Raw genomic sequence first — 26517 nt, 5'->3', positions numbered from 1 at the left:
TCATGCGGCCTCGCGCGCGCCGCCGTAGCGGCGCACGCGGATGTCGGCCTGCTCCTTGTGGCCGGCAAACCCTTCCAGCGCGCACAGCCGCGAGCAGTATTCCCCGATCATGGCCGATGCCTGGTCGGTGGTCACGCGCTGGTACGTGCACGTCTTGATGAACTTGCCGACCCACAGGCCGCCCGTGTAGCGGGCCGCCCTGGTGGTGGGCAGCGTGTGGTTGGTGCCGATGACCTTGTCGCCGTACGACACATTGGTGCGCGCGCCGAGGAACAGCGCGCCGTAGTTGGTCATGTTCCGCAGGAAGTAGTCCGGATCGCGCGTCATGACCTGCACGTGTTCCGAGGCGATGCGGTCGGCCTCGGCCGCCATTTCCTCGTACGAATCGCACAGGATGATCTCGCCATACTCCTCCCAGGCCACGCGGGCGACGGGCGCGGTCGGCAGGATGGCGAGCTGCCGCTCGATCTCGGCGGGCACGGCCTCGGCCAGCGCGCGCGAATTCGTCAGCAGGATGGCCGGCGAGTTGGGGCCGTGCTCGGCCTGGCCCAGCAGGTCGGCCACGGCCAGCTCGGCATCGCAGGTGTGGTCGGCGATGATCAGCGTCTCGGTGGGGCCGGCCAGCAGGTCGATGCCGACCCGGCCGAACAGCTGCCGCTTGGCTTCGGCCACGTAGGCATTGCCGGGGCCAACGATCATGTCCACCGGCGCGATATGCTCGGTGCCCAGCGCCATCGCGGCGATGGCCTGCACGCCGCCCATGCAGTAGATCTCGTCGGCGCCGGCCAGATGCATGGCGGCGACGATGGCGGGCGACGGCTGGCCGTCGAACGGCGGCGCGGCGGCGATCACGCGCTGCACGCCGGCCACCTTGGCCGTCAGCACGCTCATGTGCGCCGACGCCACCAGCGGATACTTGCCGCCGGGGATATAGCAGCCCACGCTGTTGACCGGCAGGTGCTTGTGGCCCAGCACCACGCCGGGAAGCGTCTCCACTTCCACGTCGCGCATCGACTCCTTCTGGATCTGCGCGAAGCGGCGGATCTGCTCCTGGGCGAAGCGGATATCGGCCAGCACCCCGGGCGGCAGCGAGGCCACGCACGCTTCGATCTGCGCCTGCGTCAGGCGGAAGTCCTGCGGCTCCCATTTGTCGAAGCGCGCCGAGTATTCCCGCACGGCGGCATCGCCGCGGCTGGCGATCTGCGCCAGGATGCCGGCCACGGTGTCGCGCACCTGGGCCTGGATTTCCGCCTTCACTTCCTGCGGCTTCGAGGTTTTCAAGAATTGGGCCATGCCAGTCTCCTTCGGTATGTCGTCATTTTCGTCAGCGGTCCGATGCGGGCGGCGCGCGGCGCCGGGACGAGCGCCGCCCGGCCGCCGCGCGCGGCCTGGTGGAATGTGTCGGGTCTGGGCCGGGGCCGGGCCGGGAACGGGCCCGGTCCGCGGCAATCCGCGCGCTAGCAGGCTAGTAGCGCAGCGCAGCGGGCGGCGTGTCGCGGCCGGCCTGCGCCGCCTGCCGGAACGCCTGCGTGATCAGGCTGGTGGCCACCGTGGCGAAGTAGCGCGCGCCGCATTCGCCATAGCGCCGCTCGTCTTCCGGGGTCAGCGCGATGATGCCGGCGCACTTGCCGGCATCGCGCACCGCGCGCAGCGCGCGCTCGATCGCCTCGGCCACGGCGGGCGCGTTCCAGTCGTTGCCGTGGCCCATCGCGTGGGCCAGGTCGTTGGGGCCGACGAACACCGCGTCGATGCCCTCCACCGCGGCGATCTCGGCCGCGTTGGCCACGCCCTGCGGCGTCTCGATCATCGCGATCAGCGCCACGCCCTCGTTGCTGCGCGCGGTATGGGCGGCGCCCGGAAACGCGCCATAGCCCGCCGCGCGGCCGCTGAACGCGCTGCCGCGCCGCCCGGCGCCCGGATAGCGCACCCGCTGCACCAGCTCGCGCGCGTCGGCGGCCGTCTCGGTCATCGGCACCTGGATGCCGCTGGCGCCCATGTCCAGCACGCGCGCGATGTCTTCCGGGAAGCAGCGCACCACGGGCACGATGCCGCTGGCGCGCGCCGCGCGCAGCATGTGCTCGGTGGTTTCGAAATCGGCCGCGCCATGCTCGTTGTCCACGATGACGAAGGTGAAGCCCGCATAGGCGCACATTTCCACGATGGCGGGGCTGGGCAGCGCGGTGAAGATGCCGCGCAGCGGTTCGCCGCTGCGCAGCAGCGCCGGCAGGCGGTTGTCGATCGGGTGCTGGATGGTCATTTGTCTCACGGATTCGAAGTGGTCCGCGGCGCATCGGCGGCCGGGTGAAGACATTCTGGTTTCTGGCGAGTTATATTGCCAATACTACTTTTGTATGGAATTTATACAGGACCTGTATATGTATAACCCGCTCGAACTGCGCGTGCTGACCTCGTTCCTGGTCCTGGCCGACGAACTCAACTTCACGCGGGCCGCCCGCCGGCTGAACATGACCCAGCCGCCGCTGAGCCTGCAGATCAAGCAGCTCGAAGCCCAGGTGGGCGCCCAGCTGTTCGAGCGCACCAAGCGCAGCGTGCGGCTGACGCCGGCCGGCCAGGTGCTGCGCGCCGAGGCGGAGAAACTGTTCGACATCGAGCACCGCGCGCGCCAGATGGTGGGACAGGCCGGACGCGGCGAGGACGTCGGCCACCTGAGCATCGGCCTGACCGCGATCTCCGCCGTCGAGCTCGTGCCGGACATGCTGCGGCAGTTCTCGGCGCGCCTGCCCGGCGTGCTCTACTCGCTGCGCGAAACCAGCTCCGACGCCATGATCCAGTCGCTGCTGCGCAATGAACTGGACGTGGCGATCCTGCGCCCTCCCGTGACCGATCCGCGCCTGCAGGCACGCCGCCTGATGTCCGAGCCGTACGTGCTCGCGCTGCCCGAGCGCCATCCGCTCGCCACGCGCGCCAAGGTGCATGCGCGCGACCTGCATGGCGAAAGCCTGGCCACGCTGGAGCGGCGCTTCGGCCAGTACGCGCATGACCTGATGATGACCTGGCTGGCCGAGCACAACGTGGTGCCGGCGCGCATGCACGACGGCGCGCGGCACCACGCGATGATGTCGCTGGTGGCCGCCGGCCTCGCCGTGGGGCTGGTGCCGGCCTCGGCCGCCGCGCAGCCGCTCAGGGGCGTGGTCTACCGCCGGCTCGCCAACCGCGACGCGCCGTCGCTGGAGCTCTGGGTGGCCTTCCACAAGGAGATCGGCAATCCGATGACGCTGCCGTTCGTCGAGCAGGCCGTGCAGAGCGCGGCGAACTACCAGGTGGACGCGGGCTGTTTCGCGGCCGGGAAGTAGGGGAAGTAGGGGAAGTAGGGGAAGTAGGGGAAGTAGGGGAAATAGGGAAACAGCGGCTGCCGCGCCGCCCGCCCCGCCTCAGTTCCCCGGCGGCGGTCCGCCGCCGGGCGCCAGATAGGGTTCGACGCGCGCGGCAGGCATGGCATAACCGGCCTCTCCCATCATGGTTTCCGCCCGCTCCACGCGCATGACGCCGCTGATCCAGACGGTGTCCATGGTGCGCAGGCCCGGCGGAGGCCGCTCGGTGCGCACGTGGATGACCTGGTTGGCGGGCGGCGGCGGCACGTGGATGCAGGCGCCGAAATACGGCACCAGCAGGAATTCGCGCATGGCCTCGCCTTCCGCGCCGAGCGACACCACGAAGCCGGGCAGCCGCACCGCGGCGCCGTCCAGGCTGTGCTCGACCGGCGCGTTCTTCCAGTATTGCCGCGCCTTGTACAGGGCGACCTGCGCGCGCGGGTCGCCGTCCGCCATCTGCGCGAGCCTGAGTCCCTTGAAGGGCGCCATCGGATCCCAGCCCCTGGGCAGCAGGGCCTGCCAGCCGATCTCCCGGAAGGCGGCGTCCGGCGAGCGGGCGGGCGTTGCCGTGGCCGGCAGCGGCTGCCCCACCGCGTAGGCGCTCTGCGTCTGCGTGCCGGCGACAGCGGCCGGATGGCCGGTCCGTTCGCCTTGCGCCGGCGGGCGAAAGGCGCGCACCCCGGCAACGGCGAGCGCCAGGATCGCGGCCGCCGCGGCGACGGCGGGCAGTGCGCGGGCAACGGGAGCTTTCGTTCGTCTGGTCATCGGTGTTCGGTCATCGGTGCAAGCGTGCGGGCCCTGGCGGCGCTGGCCGCGTCGCCGCGCTTACTTGTCGCCCGGCCTCTCCAGATAAGGCGCGACGAGACTGCCGCGCATTGCGTAGCCGGCGTCGCCCATCACCGAGGAAAAGCGCTCGATGCGCAGGGTGCCGCTGACCCAGACCGAGCTCATGGTCCGCAGCCGGTTCTTCAGCGGCTTGTCCATCAGCACGTGGACGACCTGATTGGCCGGCGGCGGCGGCACATGGATGCAGGCGCCGAAATAAGGGACCAGCAGGAATTCGCGCACGATGCCAGCGTCGCCCGACATCGGCACGACGTAGCCGCGCAGCCGCACCCGGGCGCCCTGGAGGGACGGCTCGACCGGCGCGCCTTTCCAGTATTCGCGGGCCTTGAACAGCGCCTCCTGCGCGCGCGGGTCGCCGTCGTCCAGTTCGTCGAGCTTCAGGCCCCTGAAGGGTGCCTTGGGGTCCCAGCCCTTGGGCAGCAGCGCCGACCATGGCATGGCCCGGTACTGGTCCCTACTTGCGTCCCCGCTTGCGTCCCCGCCCGCGGCGGCCCGCGCCGGCGGCAATAGCGCCGCGCCGGCGCCGGCTGCCGCGGCGCGCAACAGGGTTCGTCTGGCCGGCATGGGATTCTCCTCAGGTATTGGGCGCCAGGCCGTCGCTCAGGCTGAGCCGGTAGGCGCGCCACCCCGGCAGCAGCGACGCGGCCGCGCCGGTAGCGACGATCGCGGCCAGCAGGGGCAGCTCGCTCGCCTGCGGCCAGGAAATCGGCAAGGCCAGGCCGAGGCTTGCCTCCAGCCATGGCGCGATGGCCACGCACAGCGCGCTCAGCAGCAGATAGCCCGCCAGCGTCCCGGCCAGCATCAGCACCAGCCCCTCGGCCGCCAGCAGCATCAGCAGGTCCAGCGGGCGCGCGCCCACCGCGCGCAGGATCGCCAGTTCCCGCCGCCGCTCGCCCAGCGCGGCGAGGATCGACGACACCAGCCCGGCCAGGCCGACCGCGACCACCAGCGCCGACATCAGCAACAGGCCCTTCTCGCCGACGCCGACGATCTCCCACAAGTCGTCGAGCGCCACGCCCGGCAGCACGGCCATCAGGGGCTCATGCGCGTCGTCGGCGATCTCGCGCTGCAGCGCGAAGACGCGGGAGCGCAGCTTCAGGCCGACCAGCACGCCGGTGACGCTCTTCGGCGTGAGGTCGAACTTGCGGACGAGCTCGGGCGGGATCGACAAGCCCGGCAGCGGGGCGCCCGCCTGCCAGTCCAGGTGGATCGCTTCCATGGCCTCCAGGCCGATATGCACCGTCCGGTCCACCGGCGTCCCGGTGGGGGCCAGGATGCCGGTGACGACGAACGGCTTGTCGGCGTGCTGGAGTTGCCCGGCCATGGGCCCGGTGGCGTCGCCGTGGCTCAGGACAATGCGGTCGCCCAGCCGATAGCCGAGCCGGCGCGCCACCTCCGCGCCGAGCACGGCGTCGAACAATCCCTGGAACGTCCTTCCCTGCGCGAGCACCAGGGGACGCCGGTCGCCGTAGCGGAAATGGCGGAAGTAGTCCTGCGAGGTCGCCAGCACGGGAAAACCGCGATGGGAGTCGCCCAGCGAGACCGGAATGGTCCAGGCCACCAGCGGATGCCGCGCGATGCGCCGGGCACTGTCCCAGCCCATGTTGTTGGTCGCGCCGCCGAGGTGGAACACGGTGTAGAGGATCAGCTGCATCGGGCTGGCGCGCGCACCGACCACCAGGTCCGTTCCCGAGACCGACTGGGAGAACCCCGCGCGCGCCGCCTGCCGGATGCGCTCGACGCCGAGCAGCAGCGCGGTCGACAGGGCAATCGCCATCACCATCAGCAGCAGGTTGTAGCGGCGGTTCCAGGCGCTGCGCGCGGCCAGCCCGAGCAGCGGCATCAGGCGGCCTCCGCGGCGGCGCCCGCCGGCATGGCGAAGCGGCTGCCGAAGCGGGCCGCCAGCCGTTCGTCATGGCTGACGAAGACCAGGCTGGCGCCGACCGCGCCGCACTCGCGCTGCAGCAGGTCCATGAACGCGGCCTGGCGGCCGGCGTCCAGCGCCGAGGTCGGCTCGTCGGCCAGCACCAGTTCCGGCCGTCCGAGCAGCGCCCGGGCGGCCGCAACGCGCTGCTGCTGGCCGACCGAGAGCCGGGCCGCCGGCCGCCGCCACAGCGGCTCCGGCAAGTCCAGGCGCGCCAGCAACATGCCCGCGGCCGCGGCGGGAGTTGCGCCCTGCTCCGCCGCGCGCCGGCGGCGGGACGCGGAGAATTTGCAGGCCAGCAGCACGTTGTCCAGCACCGACAGGTAAGGCAGCAGGTTCAGCTGCTGGAAGATGATGCCGATGTGGTCGGCGCGGAAGCGGTCGCGCTGCGCACCGGTCAGGTCGCGCAATGCCGTGCCTTTCAGCAGGAGCTGGCCTTGCCCCGGCACCAGCACACCCGCCAGCAGGCCCAGCAGCGTGCTCTTGCCGCTGCCGCTGGCCCCGGACACGAAGACATGCTCGCCGGCCGCCACGCGGAACCTGTCCAGCCTGAGGCACGCCGCCTCCTGCCCTGGCCAGGCGAAGACGACATCCCTCAGGTCGACGATCGGATCATTCACGATGCGGCCCTCACCATGTCAGCCTGTAGCCGGCGCGCGTCAGCGTGGCGCCGGCCTGCCGTGCCGGCGTGACCAGCTGGACCGTGGCGCGCTGCAGCGCCGGAAACGCGTCGAACAGCTTCACGTCAAGCTGGCGCAGCCCGGCGGCGGCCTTGCAGCGAAACGTGTAGTCGGCGTCGAGGTCGGCATGCTCGCCGCCGCTCGCCGCCTGCGCCGCCTGCATCGGGCCCGGCGCGCTGCCGCCGGCAGGCATGAACGCCCGGTTCAGCGGGCCGAAGTCGAACTGGACCGATTCCAGGCGGCAACCGGCGGCGGGCGGGGTGACGAACAATCCCCCGCCATCGCGCAGCCTTGCCATGGCTTGTTGCGCGGCCGCCTGCTCGGCCGCGCTGCGCGGAGCGTGTTCGAAGCCGAACAGGTTCATCAAAGGCGACTCCAGGTGCACCGTGAGCACGGCGCCGTCCTGCACCACGTCGAGCCTCGCCGCGCCATGCACGTGCGCCTCATGCGCGCCCGCGCCGGCCGCCAGCAGGAAAGCGGCGAGCGCCGCGCCGGTCCGTCCCAGATTCATTGCGTCCACCAAGAAGAAAAGGCCGAGAGTGCCGGGGCACCCGCTTTCACCCCGCAATCGCGGTACCCGACTACGTTTCCGCGTCCCATGGGATCTGATGCCCAGAGATACCCGGAAGGCTGCGGCGCTCTCGCAAAAGCGGGCTCGGGAAAACCGTCGCTTGCGCGAAAGCGCGTCGCCTCGCGGGGGGCCGCCGGCACCCGGGCGATGCGGCAACCCGGAACCAGCCCTATCCCCACGCGGGGAAAGGATCGTCGTAGGCGAGCCAGGCGCGGGGTCCCTGGGCCATCTCCGCGTCGCTCAGCAGGCAGTCATCGAAACGCCTCCTCAAGTCGGCTTCGGCCATTTCGATGCCGATCAGCACCAGTTCCTGCCGCGCGTCGCCGACGCCCTCTTCCCAATTCCGGCGGATCATTGCCACAGCTTCGGGGTCCTGCGGCCACTGCCCGGGCGGCACCGCGGCCCACCAGCGCCCGGCCAGCCCGTGGCGGCAGACGCCGCCCGCCTGCGACCACGTGCCCGCCCAGGCTGGCCGGCTCGCCAGCCAGAAGAAGCCCTTGGAGCGAATCACGCCGGGCCACTCGCTCTCGATCAGCGCGAAGAAACGCGCCGGATGGAAGGGGCGGCGCGCGCGGTAGACGAAATTCGCGATGCCATATTCCACGGTCTCCGGCGTATGCTCCCCGCGCAGTTCCTTGAGCCAGCCAGGCGCACGGGACGCTTGCTCGAAATCGAAGAGCCCGGTCCCCAGCACCTTCTCGAGCGCGACCTGGCCGAACTCGGATATCTCGATCCGGGCCCGGGGATTGAGGCTGTGCAGGATCGCCATCAACCGATCGCGCTGCGCGGCGGTGATGAGGTCGACCTTGTTGAGCAGGATCACGTCGCAGAACTCGACCTGCTCGATCAGGAGGTCCACCACCGTGCGCCGGTCTTCCTCGCCGAGCGACTCGCCGCGCGATCGCAGGCTGTCGCACGAGCCATAGTCCTGCAGGAAATTGCAGGCATCGACCACGGTGACCATGGTGTCCAGGCGTGCCACGTCCGACAGGCTCTGGCCATCCTCGCCCGTGAAGGTAAAGGTCTCGGCGACCGGCAGCGGCTCGGAAATCCCGGTCGATTCGATCACCAGTTGATCGAACTTCCCTTCCCTGGCCAGGCGATTCACTTCCAGCAGCAGGTCTTCGCGCAGCGTGCAGCAGATGCACCCGTTGCTCATCTCCACCAGCTTCTCGTCGGTGCGCGACAGCCCGGCGCCGCCGTCGCGCACCAGGGCCGCGTCAATATTGACTTCCGACATGTCGTTGACGATGACAGCCACGCGCCGGCCCTCCCGGTTGTGCAGGATGTGGTTGAGCAGCGTGGTCTTGCCTGCGCCCAGAAAGCCGGACAGGACGGTGACGGGAAGGCGGGGCGTTGTATTCATGTGTCGTGCTGGGTGGACGATGTCGGACCTGGGGGACCGGAACAGGCCGCGCCGGCGCGTCCGGCGGTGCCTGCTGCCCTGGTATGCAATCACCTGGTATGCAACCACTCTTATGCAACCAAGTTGCACGACAATCATAAATGCAACAAAGTTGCATTGCAAGCGCGAACGTGAAGAATCCGTGCGGCGACCGGCGACTGCCTTCTCCTTCTCAGTCCCGCCATTCGGCCTTGCGCTTTTCCACGAACGACGCGATGCCCTCGCGGGCATCGTCCGTCGACGCGACATGGCAAAACGTCTCCACCGCGTAGGCCACGCCGCGCCGGTAGTCGCTGTCGGTCGCGCGCAGGAAGGCATCGCGCCCTTTCGCATGCCTGCGTCCAGGCCGAACTCACGGCGGGCACGCTGGCCGGCGCCCGCATCGTGGCGCCCGCCATGTCCCGCCAGGTCTTCATCTGCCGGCCAGCCACGCTGCCCGCAACGCTCGCCGCCACCGCCATCTGGAACAGCATGCTGCGGATCACCGGGGCGCTGGTCGACGAAGGCCAGTGGCCGGCCCGCCTGGCACGCATGGTTGAGAGCGGCTGAGAGCGGCTGAGCCGCGGCGGCTCCGCGGCCAAGGCAGGGCAGCAGCAGGTGGCGGAGACGGCGCCGCGAGAGCGTTCCGCCCGCCAGGACGGCCGCCGCCGCGCCTGCCGTTCGCAATCCGATACCAAATGGCACAAGACCGTGCAATCTTCCGCCGCCCCCGCTCCGTATGCTGGCCGTACAGCGACTCGCTATCGCTGGCATGCCGGGGCAAGGCCGGGCGTGACCGCCATGCCTTCGGATCGCTGCTCCCTCTTTTTCAACGCTGGAGAAATCGTATGGCCGATTACCAAACCACCACTCTCGTCGCCGGTGCATTCGCCGCCGCCCTCGCCGCCATGGCGGCCACGCCCGCGAGTGCACAGGAGTTCACCGCGGCACAGAAGAAGATCCAGGCCGAGCACACGGCCCTCGTCAAGGCGGGCAAGGTCGAGCCCTGTTTCGGCGCGGCCCTGAAGGGCAAGAACGACTGCTATGCGGGCGCGGGCACGACCTGCGCGGGCACGAGCACGACCGACTACCAGGGCAACGCATTCAAGCTGGTGCCGAAGGGAACCTGCACCACCATCTCCACGCCGAACGGACCCGGCAGCCTGTCTCCCAAGGCCTGAGTCCGGCCAGCGGCCGGGCACCCTCATGCCCGGCCATGTCCGGCCATGTCCGGCCATGTCCGGCCAGCCCGCTCCCAATCGCCACCACGTTCGACCATGCCAGAGCTGCCACCCTCCGCTGCCCGACCTGGCCTGCCCCGGCGCGCCGGCGTCGGGCTCAAGGCCGAGCACTACCGCACGATCCTCGCATCGCGGCCGGACATCGGCTTCTTCGAGGTGCACGCCGAGAACTACATGGGCGCGGGCGGCCCGCCGCACCGCTTCCTGTCGGCCATACGGGAGTCCTACCCGCTGTCCGTGCACGGCGTCGGCCTGTCGATCGGCGCGGACCGTCCTCTGGACCGGGACCACCTCCGGCGCCTCAAGGAACTGGTGGCCCGCTATGCGCCGGGACTGGTCTCCGAGCACCTTGCCTGGTCCAGCCACGACTGCGGCTTCCTGGACGACCTGCTGCCGGTGCCCTACACCGCGCGCAGCCTCGCGCGCGTGGCGGACCACATCGACCAGGTGCAGGAAGCCCTCGGCCGGCAGATATTGCTGGAAAACCCCTCGACCTACCTGGCCTTCGAGGAAAGCACGTACGCGGAGACCGACTTCATCGCCGCCGTCGCGCGGCGCACGGGCTGCGGCCTGTTGCTCGACGTCAACAATGTGTACGTGGCATCGGTCAACCAGCAGTGGAACCCGTTCGCGTACATCGACGCATATCCGCTCGCGGCCGTGCAACAGATCCACCTGGCCGGCCACGCGCAGGAAGCGGACGAAAAAAACCGCCCGCTGCTCATCGACACGCACGACCGCCACGTCGCCGACATCGTATGGGCGCTGTTCGCGCGGGTGCTCGCCAAGACCGGCCCCGTGCCCACGTTGATCGAGTGGGACGCAAACGTACCGGCCTGGCCGGTCCTCCAGGCGGAAGCGGAGCGGGCCGACACCGCCATCCGGGCCGCCGCGCGGCCCGCGGCCATGCGGCACCAGCCGGCAGAGGCACACACGACATGAACACGCGGCCCATGAACAAGCGGCAAGTCCTTGTCTATTACGCGTGGAGCCGGCCAGGCGAGAGCGGCGCGCCGCTCCACGTGATCGAAGACCGGTTTCCGGCGCTCTTCGAAAGCCGCAGGATGGGCTTCCCGAGATTTCACGAATTCTCGGACCCGCGCCGGTTCGACCAGGGCATCGCCGGCTTCCTGGACCACATCATGAAGCACAACTTCACCGCCTTCGTGGAGCTGGCGGCGACGCTGACCGGCCAGCGCGTGACGGAGGCCGAGCGCGTCCTGGACGACGGCACGCCCAGGCTGCTCGATGCGCAACTGCTCGGCGGCATCGACACGCTGATCGTCATCAGCTTCGACTCGCTGCGCACCGCGCAGACAGCGCAAGGCGCGGAAATCGAGGCGGTCCGCGCGTTCCTCGCGCACCCCGATCATCTCGCCTTCGTCTGCCCGCACCATGACATCGGCGACGTGGCGGGCCTTCCCGAAGACGAGCGGCTGCCGCGCCAGATTGCGGAATTCGCGCATCACGGCGACAAGACGATTCCGCCCAGCCAGCGGTTCGGCGGCTTCGCGCGCTCGCTGCTCGCGGGCCTTGGCGTGCCGGTGGAAAACCGCTACGGGCTCAGGCCGGCGGCCGCGCCGGACGGCTCTGCGGCGCCGATCGAGGCCGAGGCGTCGCTGGACCGGTCAGGTCTGCTCCGGCGGGTAAGCACGTTCAACCTGCATCCGCATCTGCCGCAACTCGAGCGCCTCGGCGAGGCCGCCGGCAAGCTCGACGTGCTCGCCCGCCAGCGCATCGACCGCGCCGCCCCCGCGCATCCCTTCGCACAGCAACGCGCGACCTTCGATGCCCTCCTCCAGTCCCGGCCGGACACGTTCGCCGGCACCCTGCTGGTGAGCGACGCCACCCTCTGGAGTTCGACGGCCGGCGGTGTGGAGAGCCTGCGCGAGCTGTGGACCAACGTCGTCCAGCGTGCGCTGCGGTCGTGAGGGCGCCATGGCACGCCAGGAACCAGCTCAAGCCCCCCACTGCCTGCGCGAACGCCAGCGGCAGTTCGCCGCGGCGCTGCTGGACCCCGCCAGGCCGGTCCCTCCGGGCCTCGTCGGCCCCGACCGGCAGCCCAGCGAAAAACGCTTCAACGTCTACCGGAACAATGTCGTGGCGGGCCTCGTCGAGGCGCTGAAGGCGGCCTTTCCGGCCGTGTGCCGCATCGTGGGCGAGGCGTTCTTCGCGGCAATGGCCCGCGTCTACGTCGCGCAGGAGCCGCCGCGCTCTCCTGTCATGCTCGACTATGGCGCCACGTTCCCGGACTTCATCGGCACCTTCGGGCCGGCCGACAGCGTGCCGTATCTGGCCGACGTCGCCCGCATCGAGCGCGCGTGGACGCAGGCGTATCACGCCGCCGAGGCGACCCCGGCGGATCCCGCCCTGCTCGCCACGATCGACTGCCGGCGCCTGCCGCGGCTTGTGCTCGCGCTGCATCCTTCGGCATGCGTGGTGCGGTCGCCTTTTCCCGCCGTGCAGATCTGGCTGATGAACGCCGGCACCGGCGTGGCCGCCGCGGTCGACATCCATGGCGGCGGCGAGGATGCGCTCGTGCTGCGCCCCGTTGCCGAGGTCGAGGTGCGCCGCCTGCCCGCCGGCGCGGCCACCTTCATCCAGGCCCTCGCGGCCGGGGCGCCGGTGGCCGACGCGGCGGCGCGCGCCTTCGCCGAACATGCCGGCTTCGACCTGGCCGGCGCGCTGCGGGACCTGTTCGCGGTCCAGGCGATCGCCGGATGGAGCCTGCCGGAAGATGCCGGGCCCGACCCGCTCGATCCGCCAGATCCGCCCGACCCTACCGACCCTACCGACCCGCTCAACCCGACCAACCCGACCAACCCGACCAACCCGATGGCGAGGTACGCATGAATCAATTCAGCGCGCGGCCGCAAGGCCGCCTGGCACGGCTGGCCCGCGCGGCCCTGGAGCAGATCCGCTCGCTTGGCTGGCTGCTCGCGCCACCCATGCTGCGGATCGCGCTTGCGCTGCCCTTCTTCCGCTCGGGCCTGACGCGGTGGGACGGCTTCCTGTCCATTTCGCCGGCCACGCTGTTCCTGTTCGAGAATCAGTTCAAGGTCCACATCTTCGGCGGCGCCTACGATTTTCCGGCGCCCGACGTTGTCTCGTTCATCGTCGCCGTGGCGGAAACGACGCTGCCCGTCCTGCTCGTGCTCGGGCTCGCGACCCGCTTCGCGGCGCTCGCCCTGCTGGTGATGACGGCGGTGATCCAGCTGGTGTTCCCCGACGGCTGGGCGAATTTCCATCTCTACTGGGCCTCGCTCGCCGTGGCGATCATGGCGCTCGGTGCCGGCCCCCTGTCGCTCGACCGCCTGCTGGGCCGCTGGCTGTCTCCGCGCGCTATCTGAAGACGGCACCCATGCCCGCTTTCCTCGCCCGCCGCAGCCTCTGAACGGGCCGCGCACGCACGCGGACGCAACGGCAGACCGGACGGCGATCGCGGCGCCGGACCCGCTCGCGGCCGCATGCCGACCCCGCTCATTCCTCCTCGCCGGCAAGAGTCCAGGATGCAAGACTGATGAACCATTACGACGTGATCGTCATCGGCTGCGGCGCGGGCGGCTACAACACCGCCATCCGGGCGAGCCAGCTCGGCTTCGCCGTGGCCTGCGTCGAGCGCGCGTCGAATGCCGGGGGAGCGGGCATCCGCACGGGCTGCATTCCGTCCCGGCTGCTGCTCCACACGTCCGAGATCTATGACCTTGCCAGCAAGGGAGAGCACGCCGCGCTGGGAATCGGCGGCGCGCCGACGCTCAACCTGGCGCAGATGATGGTCTACAAGACGGCGACCGTCGAAAAGATGTCGAAGAATATCCACCGGCTGCTGCGCAAGCAGGGCGTCACGCTGATCCATGGCGACGCGCGCCTCGCCGCGGCGGGGCAGGTCGTGGTCGAAAAAGCCGGCGGCGCGCAGCAGACGCTGTCCGGCGCCGCCATCGTCATCGCCACGGGCTCCGAGCCGGCCCCGCTGCCGTTTGCCGCCTTCGACCACAAGCGGATTCTCGACTCGGCCGATGCGCTGTCGCTCGACCGCGTGCCGCGGCGCCTGGCGATCATCGGCGCCGGCGCGGTGGGCGTGGAGCTTGGCTCTATCTGGCGCCGCCTCGGCTCGCGCGTCACCCTCATCGAGCGCCGCGAGCGCATCTGCCACTGGCTCGACCGCGACGTGACGGCCGCCCTGGAGCGCTCGCTCAGGCGGCGCGGCATCGACATCCGGGCGTCGAGCGACGTCGTCGGCCTCGACACGCGCGCCGACGGCGTTTCCATCCGGCTGCGCGGCGCGGCATCCGGCGGGCTGGCCACCGTCGACGCGGACATGGTCCTCGTCGCCATCGGCCGCCGGCCGGCGACGGCCGGGCTGAACCTGGCGAGCGTGGGCATGCGGGCCGGCCCGGACGGCGCGCTGCCCCGGCAGGGACCGCTCGCCGGCGCCCTGGGAATATGGGCGGTGGGCGACGCCGCGGCCGGCCCCATGCTGATGTCGAAGGCCGAGGAAGAGGCGATAGCCTGCGCCGAGCGGATCGCCGGCCTGCCCGGCTTCGTCGACTATGCGGCGATTCCCTACGTCCTCTACACCAGCCCCGAGGTCGCCACGATCGGGAAAACCGAGGACGAGCTTCGGCAAGCCGGCGCGGCCTACCGCGTCGGCTACTGCCCGCTCGCGGCCGGCGCGCACGCCGCCCTCGGCGGCGGCGCCGGGGGCTTCGTGAAGCTGGTGGTCGATTCCCGCACCAACCTCATCGCCGGCGCCCATCTCATCGGCCCGGGCGCGGCCGACCTGATTTCGCAGGTGGCCATTGCGATGGAGGCCTCCATGATCTGCGAAGACTTCGCGCGCATCTGCCACCCCTACCCGGTCCGCTCGGAGGCGCTGCGCCAGGCGGCCATGGCCGCGGGCGGCTGGATGATGCATGCATAGCGCGCGGACTCGATGAACCGGCGGCAGCCAATATCGTGGACGTCTCCACGACAACCTGGAGAAAGAAGATGATGCAATACGCACTCTATGCACGACTCGAAGCCAAGCCCGGCAAGGAAGAGGCGGTATCCGCGTTTCTCGCGGCCGCGCTCGAGATGGCGAACCGGGAAACCACCACGCCGGTATGGTTCGCCTTGCGCCTGGCCCCCGCCACCTTCGGCATATTCGATGCGTTCGCCAGCGAAGCCGACCGGCAGGCGCACCTGGCCGGCCCGATCGGACAGGCGCTCATGGCGCGTGCCCCGGACCTGCTTGCCGCGCCCCCCGCCATCGCGCTGCTCGAAGTGCTGGGCGTGAAGACGCCGGGCTCAGCTCCGCATGCCGCGGCCGCTGAACCGTGACTCCTGCAGGTCGACCTCCCGGACCAGGTCGCGGACCAGTTCGTCCGTGACCTTGCCCGACTGCGCGATCCGGTACAGCTCTGCCCGCTCCGCGCCGAGGGCAAGCAGGCGCAAGCCGCGTTCGGCCTCGTCGATCCGCAGGCCGCGCCGCGCCGCCGTGCCGGTATGCAGGTGCAATTCGATCTGCTCGCGATAGTGTGCGATCAGCCGCGCGCCGGCCTGCGAGAACAGGTCGGCGTCCTCGGTTGCCTTGCCGGTCGCGCGCAACGCATGCTCCACGGCGGCGATGGCCGCCCGGGCCGCCGCGCACCGCGCCTCGTCCTCCTGCCGCTGCTCGTGCGTGCCGGGCGGAACCCGGATGCCGCTCAGGACATAGGGCAGCCCGACGTTGGCGGCGACCAGCGTGACCACGATCACGCCGGCGGCGAGCAGGATGGCGAGGTCCCGCGCCGGGAACGGCGAGCCGTCCGCGAGCAGCAACGGCAGCGTCATGACGCCGGACAGCGAAACCGCGCCGCGCACGCCCGCCAGCGAGGTCGCCGCGATCAGCCGCCAGCGCGACGCGCCGAGCGCCGGCGCGCCGCGGCCGGCGCGAAACAGGATCAGGCGCAAGGCGACCCAGGTCCACAGTGAACGGATGACGAACAGCGCGCAGCCGATGGCGGCGACGTAGACCAGCAGCCATCCCTCGTCCTGCCTGCCGGTCTGGCGCAGCGCCTGCCCCGCCTGCGCGATCACGCCCGCCAGTTGCTGGCCGAGCAGCACGAAGATCACGCCATTGCCGGCGAACTGCAGCGCATCCCACACCGCCGCGCGGCGAATGCGCGTGCCCGCCAGCGCCCTTCCCGACAGCTCCTCGTAGCTCATCGCGATGCCCGCGGCCGCCGCGGCGAGGATGCCCGACGCGCCGATCCGGTCGGCGACGACATACGCGCCGAACGGCAGCAGCAGGCTGATCAGGATCTGCGTGCCGGTCTCCTCGCCGAAGAGCCGCGCGGTCCAGTCCTTCGCCGCGTTCGCCAGCAGCGTCACCCCCGCGCCCGCCGCGACGCCGCCGGCGACGAGCCACAGGAAGGTCACGCCCGCCTCGGCCAGCGAGAACGAGCCGGTCACCGCGGCCGCGATCGCAAAACGCAGGCAGACCAGGCCCGAGGCGTCGTTCAGCAACGCCTCGCCTTCCAGCACATGCATCAGCCGCTTCGGGATCGGCACGCGCTCGGCGATGGCCGACACCGCGACCGCGTCGGTCGGAGACAGCGTCGCCGCCAGCGCGAAGGCCACCGGCAGCGGCATCGCCGGAATCAGCCAGTGAATGAAAAACCCCGCCCCCAGCACCGTGAGCAGGACCAGGACCAGCGCAAACGCGCCGATCGTCCATTTATCGCGGAAGAGCCCTTCCTTCGAAATGCGCCAGCCGTCCAGGAACAGCAAGGGCGCCACGAACAGCAGCAGGAAGACATCCGGCGGCAGCGAGACCCGGAACCCGGACATCCGGGCGATCAGCGCGCCGATCGCGATCTGCACCAGCGCGAGCGGAAGCGGGATCCTGGCGGCGCGCTTCAGGATGCTGCTGGCAATGACGCACGCAAGCAGCACGAGAGTGATCGTTATCGTTTCCAAGTTCGGCCCTCGGGGATCCGCCCCGCGCTCCGGCGAAGAATGAGAAGGAAGGCATCTCGATCATAGGCCATAAAAAACGGCGCATATGCGATGGCATCGGGTCGCGGGCCAATCCGCCACACAAGTCCGCAGCGCGATGGCGGGCGCGAACCGGTTTGCCGCCGCGAACAGCAGCAATCGACCATTTCGAGCAAGAAGGTTCAAGCCTCTGCCCGCCGCCGCCAGTATCGTTGCCTGGTGGCGCCGCGCGATGCCGCACGCCATGCACACACGCCCGTGAACCGCTTCCCCGCCCGGGACGGTTGCGGGCGCGACAGGAGAAGGAGATAGCCATGAAAGCAGTCGGATACCATGCCGCCGCCCCGATCGACAGGCCCGATGCGCTGGTCGATCTGTCGCTGCCCGCGCCCGTGGCCGGCCCGCGCGACCTGCTCGTCCGCGTGCATGCGGTCTCGGTCAACCCCGTCGACACCAAGGTCCGCGCGGGCGTGAATCCGCCGGCGGGAACCGCCCGCGTGCTCGGCTTCGACGCGGCGGGCGTGGTGGAAGTCGTCGGCGCGGACGTCACCCTGTTCAAGCCGGGCGACGCGGTGTTCTACGCGGGCGACATCACGCGGCCGGGCACCAATGCGGAGCTGCACGCGGTCGACGAACGGCTGGTCGGCCACAAGCCGCACTCGCTCGACTGGGCGGCGGCCGCGGCCCTTCCCCTGACCTCGATCACCGCATGGGAGGCGCTGTTCGACCGGCTGGAGGTGCGCCGGCCGGTGCCCGGCGCCAACGGCATCCTCATCGTGGGCAGCGGCGGCGTCGGCTCGATCGCGATCCAGCTGGCAAAGAGGCTGACCGGCCTGACGGTGACCACCACCGCGGCGCTTCCCGCCGGCGCCGACGCGGTGCGCGCGCTCGGCGCGGACCATGTCATCGACTATCGCCAGCCGCTCGACGAGGGCTTCGCCGCGCTCGGCATCGACGCGCCCGGCTTCGTCTTCTCGACCACGCACACGCGCGAGCATCTTGCGGAGATCGCCAGGCTGATCGCCCCGCAAGGGCGCATCGCCTTCATCGACGACCCCGACGCGCTCGACATCGTCGCCCTCAAGCCGAAGATGCTGTCGGCGCACTGGGAATACATGTTCGGACGATCGACGTTCCAGACCGCCGACATGATCGCGCAGCACAAGCTGCTCGACGAGGTCGCCGCGCTGGCCGACGCCGGCCGCATCGCCGCCGTCATAGGCCAGAGGCTGTCGCCGATCTGCGCCGAAACGCTGCGGCAGGCCCATGCGTCGGTCGAGCGCGGCAGCGCGCGCGGCAAGATCGTCATCGAGGGCTGGAGCTGAGCGCGCGGCGGCGCGGCGGCTATTGCCCGTCTTCCCCGTCCGGCCGCGCCAGGCGCAACGCCGCGCGCGGCCCCGGGCGCCGCCGCCCGTGCTCGCGCGCGAAGACCGCCGGCGTGCAGCCGACATGGCGGTGGAATCGCCGGGTGAAATGGCTCTGGTCGACGAAACCCACCGTCAGCGCGATCTCCGCGAGCGGCAGGTCAGTGTCGGTGATCAGCGCCTGGGCCCGGCGGATGCGGCACCGCTCCACGAAGCCGATGGCGGTGCTGCCGGTGCTGCGCTTGAACAGGCGGCTGAAATGGAACCGGCTCACGTTGACCACCGAGGCCAGGTCCTCGAGGCTGATCGTGCGGTCGAGATTGTCTTCGATGAACTCGGTCAGGCGGGCGATTTCGAGCTGGCACAGCGAGCGCTCCGGCGCGCATTCCACCGCCTCGAACACGTTGTAGCTGCGCAGCATGTGCGCTGCCAGCGCTGTCGAGATGGCGTCGACGATCAACACCTGGACGGGATGCGCCTTCTTGTCCATTTCCACCAGCAGCGTCTGCGCGAGCCGCTCGATCACGGGATCGAGCACCTGGAACACGTTGCGGATTTCCACCCGGCTTCTTCGGCCGCCAAGCTGCTCGGCCGCGGCGTCGACCAGCGCCGTCGGGATGCGCAGCCGCGCGGACACGCCCGAGTCGCCCTCCCAGCTCGACTCATAGCCGGCGGGCATGATATAGGAGGTGCCGGCCGTGATGACGCTCGCATGCACGGCGCCGGCCCGCATCTGGACCAGCCGGGCGCTTCCCGAGGGGCAATAGCAGACCAGGTGATGGTCGAGGCCGGCATGGCTTTCGGCACAGCCGAAATAAGGACGATGAAGATCGGCCGTCACGCCGCTCCAGCCGCGTCCGCGGGTGGTGGCGATCGGCCGCTGGGGCCGCGCGAGCAGGATCTCTTCGATCGAGATCAGTTTCGGGCACGGCGAGGGCAGGATGCTTCGCGGCATGGCGCTATCCACCTGCGGCGCCCCGCCAATGCCGGCGCCCGGCCGCGAAAGGCCTGCCATCGCGCGTGGACGGCAATCCCCGGGACTGTCGCCGCGCGGGCCTGTGCGATGCGAAGCTGATGACCATAGGTGCCCCTGTTGCCACATCCGGCGCCGGTTTCCCGCGGCGGTCTTGCCGCCTGATTGTGGCACAAGTCGCGGCGCTCCGACAGCGCGGCTCTCGCGTGATCGTCCCGTCGGCGGCGCCCATGGTTGCGGCCATCAACGCGGCTTCAGTCCGACCGGCGGCGCGGCCCGGTAGCCGCCGCCGAGCGCCTTCACCAGCGCGATGTCCTGGCTCAGGCGCTGTGCGTCGATCTCGAGCAGCGCGACCTGCTCGGCGATCACCGGCTCGCGCGCCTCCATCGCCGCCAGCCGGTCGGCGAGCCCGCGCAGGTGGCGCGCTTCGGCGCTGTCGCGCGCAAACGAGACCGCCTGCACTTTCTGCGCCTGCAGTTGCGCGCCGGTGTCCAGCTCCTGCAGGCGGCTGCCGGTTTTCGCCACGTCGCGCACGGCGTCGAGCACTGCCTGGTTGTATTGCTCGATCAGCAGGTTGCTCGCCGTGCGCGCGCCGCCCAGGTTCGCGTTGAGCCGCCCGCCGTCGAAAATCGGCAGATACACGCCGGGGATGAGGTTGAACTGCTGGCTGGCGTGCGTAAACAGATCGGCCAGGTGCAGCGCGTTGACGCCGAAGAACGCCTTGATGTCGAAGCTCGGATAGAACGCGGCCTTGGCGGCGTCGATGCGGTCGAACGATGCCTGCACGTACCAGCGCATCGCCTGCAGGTCGGGACGGCGCGCGAGCAGCTCGTACGACAGCGTCGACGGCAGCCCGGCATGCAACGCCGGCAACGGCGCGGGCGCGATCTCGGGCAGGCTGTCCGCGCCGGCGCCGGCCAGCGCGCGCAGCGATTCGCGCAACTGCTTGAGCTGCCCGCGCGCGCCGACGATCCGCCGCTGCACGGCGAGCCGCCGCGCCTGCGCGTCTTCGACGAAGGTGTGCGACTCGAGGCCGCGCGCGGCGCGCGAGGCGTGCGCCTCGACCGCGAACGCAGCGACCTGCTGCGACTGCTCGAGCAGGCCGAGCAACCGGTAAGTGGTCTGGATGCCGTAGTAAAGCTGCGCGACGTCGGTCGAGATCTCGAGCTCGACCGCCGAGGCTTCCGCCAGCCGCGCGTTCTGCACGCCGAGCGAAGCCGCCACCTGGGCACGCTGCTTGCCCCAGATGTCGACGTCCAGGCTCGCGCCGAGCCCGACGATGCCCTCGGTGTACCACGGGCCGGAAAAGCCCAGCGCCGGCTCGTCGAGCGCGAAGGGCCCGAGGAAGCCATTCGACGACACGCGCTCGCGGTCGACCAGGCCAAGCGCTATCACCTGCAGGTTGGAGCCCGCCTTGACGAGCTCGACGTCCGACCTCGCCTGCGCGACGCGCGTGCGCGCGATCGCCATGGTCGGCGCATCCATGAGCGCGCGCCCGATCAGCGCGTCGAGTTGCGCGTCGCCGTAGCCGGTCCACCAGCGCGCCGAGGGCCAGCCGTCGCGCGCGAGGCGAATGTCATCGGCAAGGCGGATGTCGTCCGGCGCGATCGGCGCATGGGGGGCGCCGTCGTGATGGATCAGCGCGCAGCCTGCCAGTGCGCAGGCGAGCGCGGCCCCGGCGCAAAGCGCGCGCAAGCGCCGCGACGAACGCCGGCGTTGACGATGCCGTTCAGTCATGTTCGGGCAGCGTGCGCGGGACGCCGGCGTGCGGCACCGCGAGGTTCCAGTCCGGCAAGCCGGCCACCTCGCCCGCCAGGCGGCGCGCGCGGGCCCAGAGCTGCGCGTCGGGCGCGTCGTCGGGCCCCGCCGGGATTTCGATGCGGCGCGGCCGCCGCGCCGCGGGCGGGTTGGCCGACAGCGCGTCCGCGTAGCGGGAAAGGCACGCGGCCGCCTGTTCCTGGACCGCGCGCACGGCCTTGGCGGTCTCCTCCGTGGCCAGGGCGCCGCGCGCATCGAGCGCCTGGCGCAGCGCGTCGCCGGCCAGCATGATCTCGCGGCCCTGGGCAAGCACCGCCTGCGCGCGCACCGTCAGGTGGGTCTGCTCGCCTTCCTGCCAGCTGGGCTCGAGCGCGACGCGCGCGAGTATCGCCTCGCAGTCGCCCAGCACGGCCCAGGCCTGCAACTGCTGCCGCGCGTAGGCCACCGGCCCGCTCCCGGCCGCGCTCTGCGGCCCGGCCCGCAGCAGCGCGGCCACGGGCCGCAGCATCGTCGCCAGCTTCAGGCGCAGCGCATCGCCTTCGCCCTCTCGCCAGAACGACAACTGGACCACGGTCGCGACGCCGACGCCGAGCAGGATCCCGGCCATGCGGTCCCGGATCTCGGTGAGATCGGTGGTCGGCCCGAACTGGCCGAGCACCGCCAGCGAAAAGGTGAACAGCAGCTGCACGCCGGCATAGCCCACGCGCTCCGATCCGGCCGCGATCCACGCGGCCAGCGCGGCCACCGGCAACGCCATCAGCAGCAGGCCGGCCACGCTGTCGAGCCGCGGAATCACGAACACCACCACCAGGAGCGCGAGCGCGCTGCCGCCGAGCGCGCCGGCCACGCGCAGCAGCGCGCGCTGCGCCGAGGCGCCGAGGCTCGGCAATGCGACGATCAGGCAGGTCAGCATGATCGTGTGGATGCCTTGCCAGTCGGCCGCGTTATAGAAGACGTACGAGATGAGCACCGCTAGCAGCGTCTTCAGCGCAAAGCGGGCATACGCGGGGTTGGTCCACGCGTCCGGCAGGAGCATCGGCTCCGCCGCCGGCGGCGTGCCGGCCAACTCGGCGCGCGCGCCGCGCGCGCCGAAGTCGCTCAGCGCGTGGAGCGCCCGCTGCATCTCGAGCGCCGCGTCCGCCATGCCGGCGGCGTCCGCGCCGTCGGGCCAGGCCGGGCCGGCGAGGCGATAAGGCATATCGGCGGCAAGCGCGGCGGCGAGCGCGCGGCAATGCTCCCGCAGCGCGCGCTGCAGCGCCCGGTGCGCGGCCGCGCGCGGCCATGCGCTGGCCGACAGTTCCCTGGCGCCCAGATGGAGGCGCGTCACCGTGGCGATCGACGCCAGATGCCAGGCCTGCGTGTCGCGATAGCCGGCATCCCGCATGGTGGCGAACTTGAGCAGCTTCTGCAGCGTCAGCGCGCCTTGCTGGACATCCCGCAGCGTGATCGGCGCGGGCGCGGGACCGCCATCGGCCAGCTGCGCCAGATGCGCATCGACGGCGGCCAGTTGCCGCGCCAGCTCCGCCTTCAGCTGGCGCTGCGGCTCGGCCGGCAGCAGCAGCGAGTTGATCGCGAGCGTCAGGGCGATCGGATAGTTCACCGCGACCCACACCCACAGCACGGCGCGCACCAGCAATTCGGCCTGGTCGGTGCGGTCGACGAAGGTCTGTACATAGATGATCACGATCGCGACGATGAAGAACACGATGCCGGCCTTCAGCACGCGCATCAGGTAGACGCTGCCGAAGAACAGCACGCTGGCCGCGGCGATGCGCACCAGCGGATAGTCGAACGTGAACTTCAGCAGCAGGATGGAGCTGCCGATCGCAAGCGTCGAGCCGACCATGAACAGCAGGCCGACGAGCCGGGTGATCACCACGTTCGATTGCGTGACGTAGAACACCACCAGCAGCGACAGCGGCAGCTCCGGCACTTCGAGCGCCAGCGACGCGACGATCACGATCGCGCTGGACAGCAAGGCGCGCAGCATGACGTTGGCGCGGCCCGGGAACGGCGCGAGTTCGGCGCGCAGGAAGGCGCCCGCGTCGCGCAGCGACTGCGGCAGGGTATCCGCGAAGCTCATGCGCGCCCCTCAGCGGTGGCCGGCATCGCCGCCGCGCCCGGGATACAGCACGGCGACCGCGGAGGTGCCGATGCGGAACAATTCCGGGTCCGGGTTCGCGACCCGGATCCGGACCGGAAAGCGCTGCGCCACATGGACCCAGTTGAGCGTGCGCTCGATGCGCGGCAGGCCGCCCGGCAACGCGACACCGCCCTCGTTCGGCAGCACGCCGTAGCTGACCGAATCGACCGTACCCCGAAAGCGCCGGCCGGCGTCGCTCAGCAGGTAGACGGTAGCCGGCGTCCCCGCGCGCAGGCCCTTCAGCTCGGTCTCGCGGAAATTGGCCACCACGTACCACTGGCGCGTGTCGATCAGCGTGAACACGGGCTTGAGCGCGGAAGCGAACTGCCCGGCCGCCGTCTTCAGCGACACGACCCGGCCGTCGAACGGCGCGCGTACCGTGGCGAATTCCAGGTTCAGCTCGGCAATCGCGATCTCGGCCTCGGCCACCGCCCGCTGGGCCACCAGCGCATCGACGCCGCTGACCGCCGCCGCGGCCTGCCGCGCCTGCAGCTCGGCGGCGGCGAGCTCGGCCTGCGTGGCCCGTTGCGCGGTGCGGGCGAGATTGACGTCCTGCGCCGACACATAGCCTTGCGACAGCAGCGGCGCGGTGCGATGCAGCGTGTCCGCCGCCTGCTCGGCGGCGGCCCGCGCGCGCTCGACCGCGGCGCGCGCGGACTGCGCGTTGTACCGCTGCGCGTCGACGGTACGCTGGCTCAGCGCGATCTGCTTGTCGAGCGCGACCAGGCTGGCCCGCGCGCGGGCCAGCGCGTCCTGGTAGGGACGCGGATCGATCCGGAACAGCAGGTCGCCCTGCCTGACCGCCTGGTTGTCGCGCACGGCCAGCTCGGCGATGCGCCCGTTGACTTCGGGCACCACGTCGATCGTGTCCGCATAGACGTAGGCGTCGTCGGTGCGCGGCTCGCGGTCGAGCAGGCGGATCACGAACAGAAGCACCAGCACGGTCGCCACCACCAGCGCGATGGCCAGGTACGTCGATGCCTTCTTGTGCGGTGCGTTGCTGGTTGCCGTCGTTGTCATGGGCCTCCCGGTGCCCGAGCTCATTGCTGAAAGAAGATCAACCAGGCAATCGATGCCAGGAGGACGACGAGCGTGGGGTAGACCACCGCGGGAGGTCCGAAGCCACGGCCACCGGCGCCGCCGCCAGCGCCGCCGCCGGACAGGCGCGCGAGCACCCGATACACGGCAACGGTCAGCACGACGCCGGCGACGATGCAGAACAGCCAGTCCGGAAAATAGGCGCCGAGCACGTTGACCGACGGCGCATGCGCGCACCCTGCCACCAACCAACCCGAGACGGCCGCGGCGCCGCGCGCGCGCGCGCTGCCTTGCCTTGTCGAGACCGGCATTGTCATCACTCCACCGTCAATAATTGCGTTCGCGCTGCGCATCTCTTCCCGATGTGGCGCCGCTCAGGCGAGCCGCCCGGCATGGGCATGGCATCTTCATCCGGCGCCAGGGCCGGAAAACGGCCCGCAAGGACCCTAAGTCGCGGAACAGCCAGCATACGGACCGGGGGCCGCGGAGGATTGCACGGTCTTGTGCCATTTGGTATCGGATTGCGAGCCGCGCGGCACCATGGAGGGCCGCGCGAAAAGTCCGCGGATGGCCCGCCCTGCCTCCGTCGGCAAGCCGAGGCGTTCCTGGAAATCGCCATCCCTGTCGCGTCCGCCCGGAGGGCTTGCGATCCGCACTCATCGCCACTAGAATGCAAATCGTTCTCAATAACACAAGGCGCACGGCGCCGCGACGGGACCGGCGCCATGGCATTGACAGACACCGCTTCAAGCGCGGGGCACGCTTTCGCGAGTATCTACCGCAGCCACCACGGTTGGCTGCTCGGTCTGCTTTCGCGCAAGCTGGGCAATGCGGACAATGCGGCCGACCTCGCGCATGACACCTTTACGCGGTTGCTCAAGAACGGCGACGCCGCTTCGTTGCGTGAACCCCGCGCCTATCTGACCACCGTTTCCGCGCACCTGACCGCGGACTACTTCCGCCGGCTGGCACTGGAGCGCGCCTATCTCGACGCCCTGGCCTGCCAGCCGGAGGCGACGGTCCCTTCGCCTGAAACGCGCGCGCTGGTCCTGGAAGCGCTCACCGCCGTCAGCCGCGCGCTCGACCGGTTGCCGCCGCGCGTGCGCGAGATTTTCATGCTGTCTCAGGTCGACGGCCTGGGCTATCGGGAGATAGCCGAGCAGATGGATATCTCCGTCAACATGGTGCAAAAGGCGATGGCCAAGGCTTACGTGCAGTGCTGCAACGTGATGCACCGCTGATGGGCATGCCGGATGCCAGCGTCATCGAGCAGGCTGCGCTATGGATGACGACCTTCGAATCGGGTGAAGCGACTGCCGCCGACGAGGCGGCGTGCGCGCGCTGGCGCGCGGCGGACCCATCGCATGAAGCGGCCTGGCAAATCATGACCGCCACTGTCGGGCAGATCCGTGGCGGCATGGCCGAGGTTTCCCCTGCCGTGGCACGGCAGGCCTTGCGGATCGGCGGCAAGCACGGCGCCCGGCGCCGCGCGCTGAAGTCGCTCGCCGGCGTGGGCGTGCTGGCCATGTTGGGCGGCGGTTGGGCCATGTCCCGGCCCGGAACATTCGACCGCCTGGCCGCCGACCTTGCCACCGGCCCTGGCGAACGCCGCACCATCACATTGCCGGATGGCACCGTGGTCACGATGAACACGGCCTCCGCGATCGACACGGCGTTCGACGCGAGCCGCCGGTCGATCCGCCTGCGCACCGGCGAGATCGAGGTCCGCACGGCAAAGGATGCGCTGGGCCGGCCGTTGCTGGTGGCGACCCGGTTGGGCGAGATTGTCCCGCTTGGCACCCGCTTCGTCGTTCGCGACGTTCCGGCCGCCGATGCCACCGGCCGGGCCGAGGCGATCACCGTTGCGGTAACCGAGGGGGCTGTCCGCATCGTCCCGGCCGCCGGCGGCATGCCTGTCCAATTGCCCGCGGGAGAGCAGGTCAGCTTTACGGCGACTTCGGTGGGCGCGCCCGAAGCGGTGGATCTCGCCAGCCGGTCCTGGCTCGACGGCATGCTGGTCGCACGCCGGATGCCGCTGCCCGAATTCGTTGCCGAGCTTGCCCGATACCGTCGCGGCGTGCTCCGCTGCGACCCATCGCTTGCGACCCTCAGCGTGTCGGGCGCCTTCCCGCTGAATGACACCGATGCCGCGCTGGCGCTGCTGGAAAAGGCCGTGCCCGTGCAAGCGCGGGCGATCACGCCGTATTGGGTGACCGTGATTCCCCGCTAGCCTTGTTTGCCATGGGGCCTGACATCGTGCGCGTGACCGGGCTTCTGCCGGCGTGAGAGAGGACAGCCATCTC

At 70.6% G+C, this 26517-nt stretch carries 26 protein-coding genes; 12 read left to right on the top strand and 14 right to left on the bottom strand.

Annotation, left to right across the window (positions count from 1 at the left end; translation table 11 throughout):
* Window positions 1–1293 (bottom strand): histidinol dehydrogenase, encoded by a 1293-nt coding sequence (gene hisD, locus ACKI2N_RS07885; RefSeq protein WP_420995030.1) that lies wholly within the window; start codon window positions 1291–1293, stop codon window positions 1–3.
* Window positions 1294–1465: 172 nt separating this feature from the next.
* Entirely contained in the window at window positions 1466–2257 is a 792-nt protein-coding gene (locus ACKI2N_RS07880; protein ID WP_420995031.1) for an HpcH/HpaI aldolase family protein, read from the bottom strand.
* 118 nt (window positions 2258–2375) lie between these two features.
* On the opposite strand from ACKI2N_RS07880, the gene ACKI2N_RS07875 reads away from it, so the two are divergent.
* The gene (locus ACKI2N_RS07875) at window positions 2376–3314 is read left to right on the top strand and encodes a LysR family transcriptional regulator (RefSeq protein ID WP_420995032.1); all 939 of its coding nucleotides are present in this window, start codon (window positions 2376–2378) and stop codon (window positions 3312–3314) included.
* A gap of 78 nt (window positions 3315–3392) precedes the next feature.
* Here ACKI2N_RS07875 and ACKI2N_RS07870 read toward each other — a convergent pair whose 3' ends face one another.
* The 6 genes from ACKI2N_RS07870 to zigA form a co-directional block, all read right to left on the bottom strand.
* On the bottom strand, window positions 3393–4097 hold the full coding sequence (locus ACKI2N_RS07870; protein WP_420995033.1) for a DUF3299 domain-containing protein: 705 nt from the start codon (window positions 4095–4097) through the stop codon (window positions 3393–3395).
* 60 nt (window positions 4098–4157) lie between these two features.
* The gene (locus ACKI2N_RS07865) at window positions 4158–4742 is read right to left on the bottom strand and encodes a DUF3299 domain-containing protein (protein ID WP_420995034.1); all 585 of its coding nucleotides are present in this window, start codon (window positions 4740–4742) and stop codon (window positions 4158–4160) included.
* Window positions 4743–4752: 10 nt separating this feature from the next.
* Complete coding sequence (locus tag ACKI2N_RS07860; protein ID WP_420995035.1) at window positions 4753–6021, bottom strand: ABC transporter permease; 1269 nt, start codon at window positions 6019–6021, stop codon at window positions 4753–4755.
* Window positions 6021–6722: an ATP-binding cassette domain-containing protein gene (locus ACKI2N_RS07855; RefSeq protein WP_426990707.1), complete on the bottom strand. Its 702-nt coding sequence runs from the start codon at window positions 6720–6722 to the stop codon at window positions 6021–6023. The genes ACKI2N_RS07860 and ACKI2N_RS07855 overlap by 1 nt, the downstream gene beginning before the upstream one ends.
* Before the next feature lie 10 nt (window positions 6723–6732).
* The gene (locus tag ACKI2N_RS07850) at window positions 6733–7293 is read right to left on the bottom strand and encodes a DUF2796 domain-containing protein (RefSeq protein ID WP_420995037.1); all 561 of its coding nucleotides are present in this window, start codon (window positions 7291–7293) and stop codon (window positions 6733–6735) included.
* Window positions 7294–7522: 229 nt separating this feature from the next.
* On the bottom strand, window positions 7523–8719 hold the full coding sequence (zigA, locus tag ACKI2N_RS07845; RefSeq protein ID WP_420995038.1) for a zinc metallochaperone GTPase ZigA: 1197 nt from the start codon (window positions 8717–8719) through the stop codon (window positions 7523–7525).
* A 435-nt stretch (window positions 8720–9154) separates the two neighbouring features.
* On the opposite strand from zigA, the gene ACKI2N_RS07840 reads away from it, so the two are divergent.
* From ACKI2N_RS07840 to ACKI2N_RS07805, 8 genes are all read left to right on the top strand, one after another.
* Entirely contained in the window at window positions 9155–9307 is a 153-nt protein-coding gene (locus tag ACKI2N_RS07840; protein WP_420995039.1) for a hypothetical protein, read from the top strand.
* A gap of 278 nt (window positions 9308–9585) precedes the next feature.
* The gene (locus ACKI2N_RS07835; RefSeq protein ID WP_420995040.1) at window positions 9586–9918 is read left to right on the top strand and encodes a DUF2282 domain-containing protein; all 333 of its coding nucleotides are present in this window, start codon (window positions 9586–9588) and stop codon (window positions 9916–9918) included.
* A 96-nt stretch (window positions 9919–10014) separates the two neighbouring features.
* Entirely contained in the window at window positions 10015–10920 is a 906-nt protein-coding gene (locus tag ACKI2N_RS07830; RefSeq protein WP_420995041.1) for a DUF692 domain-containing protein, read from the top strand.
* Between the two features lie 11 nt (window positions 10921–10931).
* Window positions 10932–11909, top strand: a complete 978-nt coding sequence (locus tag ACKI2N_RS07825) for a hypothetical protein (protein ID WP_420995042.1) — start codon at window positions 10932–10934, stop codon at window positions 11907–11909.
* Between the two features lie 7 nt (window positions 11910–11916).
* Window positions 11917–12831 carry a DNA-binding domain-containing protein gene (locus tag ACKI2N_RS07820; RefSeq protein ID WP_420995043.1) on the top strand — a complete coding sequence of 305 codons (915 nt, stop codon included), beginning with the start codon at window positions 11917–11919 and terminating at the stop codon, window positions 12829–12831.
* Window positions 12828–13328, top strand: a complete 501-nt coding sequence (locus ACKI2N_RS07815) for a DoxX family protein (RefSeq protein WP_420995044.1) — start codon at window positions 12828–12830, stop codon at window positions 13326–13328. The genes ACKI2N_RS07820 and ACKI2N_RS07815 overlap by 4 nt, the downstream gene beginning before the upstream one ends.
* A 170-nt stretch (window positions 13329–13498) precedes the next feature.
* Window positions 13499–14899, top strand: a complete 1401-nt coding sequence (locus ACKI2N_RS07810; protein WP_420995045.1) for a dihydrolipoyl dehydrogenase family protein — start codon at window positions 13499–13501, stop codon at window positions 14897–14899.
* Window positions 14900–14967: 68 nt separating this feature from the next.
* Window positions 14968–15300 carry a putative quinol monooxygenase gene (locus ACKI2N_RS07805; protein WP_420995046.1) on the top strand — a complete coding sequence of 111 codons (333 nt, stop codon included), beginning with the start codon at window positions 14968–14970 and terminating at the stop codon, window positions 15298–15300.
* On the opposite strand, the gene ACKI2N_RS07800 is transcribed toward ACKI2N_RS07805, so the two are convergent.
* A complete protein-coding gene (locus tag ACKI2N_RS07800; RefSeq protein WP_420995047.1) occupies window positions 15268–16920 on the bottom strand; it encodes a Na+/H+ antiporter in 1653 nt (550 codons plus the stop codon). The two genes, ACKI2N_RS07805 and ACKI2N_RS07800, sit on opposite strands and share 33 nt — an antisense overlap.
* A 332-nt stretch (window positions 16921–17252) precedes the next feature.
* Here ACKI2N_RS07800 and ACKI2N_RS07795 point away from each other — a divergent pair, with 332 nt between their 5' ends.
* Window positions 17253–18263, top strand: coding sequence for a zinc-binding alcohol dehydrogenase family protein (locus tag ACKI2N_RS07795; protein WP_420995048.1), 1011 nt, complete (start codon window positions 17253–17255; stop codon window positions 18261–18263).
* 19 nt (window positions 18264–18282) lie between these two features.
* On the opposite strand, the gene ACKI2N_RS07790 is transcribed toward ACKI2N_RS07795, so the two are convergent.
* From ACKI2N_RS07790 to ACKI2N_RS07770, 5 genes are all read right to left on the bottom strand, one after another.
* Entirely contained in the window at window positions 18283–19257 is a 975-nt protein-coding gene (locus ACKI2N_RS07790) for a helix-turn-helix domain-containing protein (protein WP_420995049.1), read from the bottom strand.
* Between the two features lie 261 nt (window positions 19258–19518).
* On the bottom strand, window positions 19519–21012 hold the full coding sequence (locus ACKI2N_RS07785; protein WP_420995050.1) for an MdtP family multidrug efflux transporter outer membrane subunit: 1494 nt from the start codon (window positions 21010–21012) through the stop codon (window positions 19519–19521).
* Window positions 21005–23116 (bottom strand): FUSC family protein, encoded by a 2112-nt coding sequence (locus ACKI2N_RS07780; RefSeq protein ID WP_420995051.1) that lies wholly within the window; start codon window positions 23114–23116, stop codon window positions 21005–21007. Before ACKI2N_RS07780 ends, ACKI2N_RS07785 begins: the two co-directional genes overlap by 8 nt.
* Before the next feature lie 9 nt (window positions 23117–23125).
* On the bottom strand, window positions 23126–24196 hold the full coding sequence (gene mdtN / locus ACKI2N_RS07775; RefSeq protein ID WP_420995052.1) for a multidrug transporter subunit MdtN: 1071 nt from the start codon (window positions 24194–24196) through the stop codon (window positions 23126–23128).
* 20 nt (window positions 24197–24216) lie between these two features.
* Window positions 24217–24525 carry a YtcA family lipoprotein gene (locus ACKI2N_RS07770; protein ID WP_420995053.1) on the bottom strand — a complete coding sequence of 103 codons (309 nt, stop codon included), beginning with the start codon at window positions 24523–24525 and terminating at the stop codon, window positions 24217–24219.
* Between the two features lie 414 nt (window positions 24526–24939).
* Here ACKI2N_RS07770 and ACKI2N_RS07765 point away from each other — a divergent pair, with 414 nt between their 5' ends.
* Both ACKI2N_RS07765 and ACKI2N_RS07760 read left to right on the top strand, forming a co-directional pair.
* Window positions 24940–25455, top strand: a complete 516-nt coding sequence (locus ACKI2N_RS07765) for a sigma-70 family RNA polymerase sigma factor (RefSeq protein ID WP_420995054.1) — start codon at window positions 24940–24942, stop codon at window positions 25453–25455.
* The gene (locus tag ACKI2N_RS07760) at window positions 25431–26444 is read left to right on the top strand and encodes a FecR domain-containing protein (RefSeq protein ID WP_420995055.1); all 1014 of its coding nucleotides are present in this window, start codon (window positions 25431–25433) and stop codon (window positions 26442–26444) included. Before ACKI2N_RS07765 ends, ACKI2N_RS07760 begins: the two co-directional genes overlap by 25 nt.
* The last annotated feature ends 73 nt before the right edge of the window (window positions 26445–26517 follow it).

It is taken from the genome of Cupriavidus sp. 30B13, from assembly GCF_049059565.2.
In the GTDB taxonomy this organism is placed as follows: domain Bacteria; phylum Pseudomonadota; class Gammaproteobacteria; order Burkholderiales; family Burkholderiaceae; genus Cupriavidus.
Note: the sequence above shows the minus strand (reverse complement) of the source record. Positions and strands in the feature narration are given on the sequence as shown.